Origin of the sequence: Actinotalea sp. JY-7885, from assembly GCF_014525465.1 — a bacterium.
GTDB lineage: Bacteria > Actinomycetota > Actinomycetes > Actinomycetales > Cellulomonadaceae > Actinotalea.
On the sequence record NZ_JACEXH010000307.1, the window covers coordinates 1 to 1,757 of the forward strand.

At 77.3% G+C, this 1,757-nt stretch carries 4 protein-coding genes; 2 read left to right on the plus strand and 2 right to left on the minus strand.

Features of this window, described 5'->3' with window-relative positions:
• Together IDM29_RS16590 and IDM29_RS16595 are read left to right on the plus strand one after the other, a co-directional pair.
• On the plus strand, positions 1 to 522 hold a 522-nt coding region (locus tag IDM29_RS16590), incomplete at its 5' end, for an aminotransferase class V-fold PLP-dependent enzyme (RefSeq protein WP_188037827.1).
• Positions 519 to 785: a sulfurtransferase TusA family protein gene (locus IDM29_RS16595; protein WP_182111346.1), complete on the plus strand. Its 267-nt coding sequence runs from the start codon at positions 519 to 521 to the stop codon at positions 783 to 785. The genes IDM29_RS16590 and IDM29_RS16595, both read left to right, overlap by 4 nt.
• A gap of 82 nt (positions 786 to 867) precedes the next feature.
• On the opposite strand, the gene erpA is transcribed toward IDM29_RS16595, so the two are convergent.
• Positions 868 to 1,218 (minus strand): iron-sulfur cluster insertion protein ErpA, encoded by a 351-nt coding sequence (gene erpA, locus IDM29_RS16600; RefSeq protein WP_182111347.1) that lies wholly within the window; start codon positions 1,216 to 1,218, stop codon positions 868 to 870.
• A gap of 131 nt (positions 1,219 to 1,349) precedes the next feature.
• Positions 1,350 to 1,757: glycerate kinase (locus IDM29_RS16605; protein ID WP_188037828.1), on the minus strand; the 408-nt coding region annotated here is incomplete at its 5' end.

Below are 1,757 nucleotides of genomic sequence, written 5' to 3' on the forward strand. Positions count from 1 at the left end.
GGCGTCGGGCTGCTCGCGGTGCGCGCGCGCGTCCGGGCGACGCCCGACGCGCCGGAGGACGAGGACGCGTGGAGCCCCGGCGGCGTCAATGTCCCGGCCGCCTTCGCCGCCGCCGTCTCGCTCCAGGCCGTCCTCGCCGAGCGCGACGAGGCCGACGCGCGCCGCCGCCGGCTGGTCGACCGGGTGCGGGCGGCGGCCGCCGCCGTCCCCGACGTGGACGTGGTGGGCGATCCCGTCGACCGTCTCCCCCACGTCCTGACGTTCTCGTGCCTCTACGTCGACGGCGAGGCGATCGTGGGCGAGCTCGACCGGCGCGGCTTCGCGGTCGGCTCGGGCTCGGCCTGCACGTCCAGCGCGCTCGAGCCGAGCCACGTGCTCGCCGCGATGGGTGCGCTGACCCACGGCAACATCCGGCTCACGCTGCCGGCACGCGTGGACGCCACGGACGTCGAGCGCTTCGTGGCCGAGCTGCCGCACGCCGTCGCCGCCGTGCGCGACGCCGCGGGGGTGGTCGGGCTGTGACGGGCGCCGACGGCGGGCGCCCGGACGACGTCGTCCGCGTGGACGCGCGCGGGCTGCGCTGCCCGCTGCCCGTGATCCGCCTGGCGGCCGCGGCGAGGGACCTGGTGCCGGGCACGCTCGTCGAGGTGCTCTGGACGGACCCCGCGGCGCGCAACGACGTGCCCGCCTGGGCCAGGATGCGCGGCCACGCCGTCGAGGAGCCGGAGCCCGGCGGCCCGCCCGGCGCCACGCGCGTCCGGCTCGGCGGACCCACCGCCGACTGAACGGGCCCGGGCACGACGAAGGGCCGGCACCAGGTGCCGGCCCTCCGAGGTCGTCAGGACGCCGCGGCGCCCAGGGGTGGCCTCAGGCGAACGAGCCGCCGCACGCGCAGGAGCTGCCCGCGTTCGGGTTGTCGATCGTGAAGCCCTGCTTCTCGATCGTGTCCGCGAAGTCGATCTTCGCGCCGTCGAGGTACGGGACGCTCATGCGGTCCACGACGACCTCGACGCCGTCGTAGTCGCGCACCGCGTCGCCGTCGAGCAGGCGCTCGTCGAAGTACAGCTGGTAGATCAGGCCGGAGCAGCCGCCGGGCTGGACGGCGACGCGCAGGCGCAGGTCGTCGCGGCCCTCCTGCTCGAGCAGCGTGCGGACCTTGTCGGCCGCGACCTCGCTCAGGTCGACGCCGTGGGTGGCGGTCTCGGTGGTCTCGCTCATGGTGTCTCCACGGGTTCTCGGGGCGGCAGCCCGGTCAACGGCTCAGGACTCGAACGGCTCACGGCTGGCACGGCGGTGGCCGTCGTCCTGGCCAACAGCGGACGGCGTGCCGCTGTTCCCAGCCTACGTCCTCAGCGTGACCACGTCCGCGCCACGCGCTCGGTGCGTGCCGCGAGCGTGCCGGCGGGGTCCGCCAGCGCGGCGGGGACCTGCTCGGGCCGCTCGGCGACCGCGTACGCCCCGGCGAGCCCGGCGGCCCCCCACTCGCGGCGGCCGATGAGGACCTGCCCCGCGACGGCGACCACGGGCACCCCGTGCGCCAACCCCGCGTCGGCCACCGCCTGCACGACCTTGCCGTGCAGCGACTGCCAGTCGAGCGCCCCCTCCCCCGTGACGACGAGGTCCGCGGCTGCCACGGCGTCCGAGAGCCCGACGGCGTCCGCGACGACCTGGGCGCCGGAGGTCACGCGCGCGCCGAGCACCGCCAGCGCGAAGCCGAGGCCGCCCGCGGCGCCCGCCCCCGGCAGCTGCGCGAGGGC

Bases quoted from the DNA above. Each gene is read 5' to 3' on its own strand.
- erpA (WP_182111347.1), bottom strand. From the start codon at position 1,218: ATGAGCGAGACCACCGAGACCGCCACCCACGGCGTCGACCTGAGCGAG.